Below are 1687 nucleotides of genomic sequence, written 5' to 3' on the forward strand. Positions count from 1 at the left end.
TGTTGCGCCCGGTTAGAAGTGTCAGTGGTTGGCGCAAAGTAGGAATGTCATTGGGTCAGGCTTAGGCTTGGCGGTGTGGTTGGCCTTCTTCGGCATGTCTGGCATGGATGCGTTCGGGTTCGGCTCGGCGGCGCGGTCAAGCCCCGGAGCCGCTGTGCGGTGCGCCGCAGGCGCAGGGCTTGACGGCGACGACGATCGCCGAGCCATCATCCTGCTGCCAGACATGCCGGCTGCATCGGGGCTTTGCGGACAGGGGGCAAACAGCTGCGGTCAGTCTGCCGCGCAGGCACTGTCGGGTGGTCCGCCCTGCCGCTTGCGCCGCCCCGTCTTGTGGTAGCCATTCTTCTCGCTGCTGGTCTTCACCCGAGGTGGCGGCCGGCTCTCCTGCATCTCCTTTACCTGGGCCAGAACCGCACTCAGCCGCTTGTTCTCCACGACGTCGGCCTGGGCGACCCGCTGGTTCTTGTCGAAGGCCCGATAAGACAGCGCTACTCCCTTCCACCGCACCTCCAGACGGCCATCGGCGAAGGCGCAGGTGTCGACATACTGGCCAACCAGCCCCCGCGTCAGCTCCGTCTCTTCCAACATGATCAGCTTGCGCTCGTAGGACAGCGTCAGCTGCTGCCCGACATGGCGCTGTTCGCGCCAGCACAGCACCTGGCGCAGCCGATCCGGCGCGATGGTCAGCGGCCGGTGCAGATCATCCGGCCGGGCAGGGGGCAGGGCAAAACGGGCGTTGAAGCGGTCGACAAAGCCGGGCAGGAAGGCATTGCCCGCCTCGATGCCGCTAACGCCAGCCAGCCGCAACTCCTTCACCAGCCGGTCCTGCAGCGTCCGGTTCACCCGCTCGACCCGCCCTTTGGCCTGGCTGGAGTTGGCACACAGGATCTCGATATTCAACTCCGCCAAGGCCCGGCCGAACTGCGTCATACCCTGGCCGCCCTTCGCCTCGCGCTGTGAGACCCGGAACACCGAGTATTTGTCCGAATAGAAGGCCAGCGGCCGGCCATGGGCGTTCAGATAGCCCTCCAGCGCCTCGAAGTAGGAAAAGGCGCTCTCCGACCGGGCAAAACGAAGCTGCATCACCCGGCCCGTCGCATCGTCGATGAACACCAGAAGCGTGCAGGGATCGGCGCGGTCCTCGAACCAGCGGTGCGCGCTGCCGTCGATCTGGATCAACTCGCCGAACCGCTCGCGGCGCAGACGGGGAGGGTGGAACTGCCGGCGCTGCCGGCGTGACAGCCAAAGACCAGCCGCCGCCATCCACTGGCGCAACGTCTCGCGCGACACCGTCAGCCCATGCTTCTCCCGCAGCATTTCCGCCGCCAGGGTCGGGCCGAAATCGCCATACCGGCTGCGGACAAGCTCCAGCGCCCGCTCCCGCACCTCATCGCCAAGCCGCCGGTTCGATGGACGGCCGCGCCCCCGGTGAACCAGAGCGCCACCGCCACCGGCCTTGTAGCGCGCCAGAAGCCGCCACACCTGCCGCTCGCTCAACCCCAGAACCGACGCCGCCGATCCGACCCCGCGGCGACCGCTCAGCACCTCGCCGAGAACCTCGACGCGTTGCAAGTCCCGTTCGCTCATCGTTATCCAGCCCATCGCCAGCCTCCCAGCCGTCGAAAACCCGACAGAAGACTGACACTTCTATGTTGCGAGGGACTGACATTCTGACATTGCGCTTACA

At 66.3% G+C, this 1687-nt stretch carries 1 protein-coding gene; it reads right to left on the bottom strand.

The window, feature by feature from the left end; translation table 11 throughout:
* Positions 1–270: 270 nt before the first annotated feature.
* Complete coding sequence (locus J2Y49_RS32340; protein WP_409017950.1) at positions 271–1602, bottom strand: ISNCY family transposase; 1332 nt, start codon at positions 1600–1602, stop codon at positions 271–273.
* Positions 1603–1687 lie beyond the last annotated feature (85 nt).

The sequence above is a fragment of the Azospirillum sp. BE72 genome, from assembly GCF_031455875.1.
Taxonomy (GTDB): Bacteria; Pseudomonadota; Alphaproteobacteria; order Azospirillales; family Azospirillaceae; genus Azospirillum.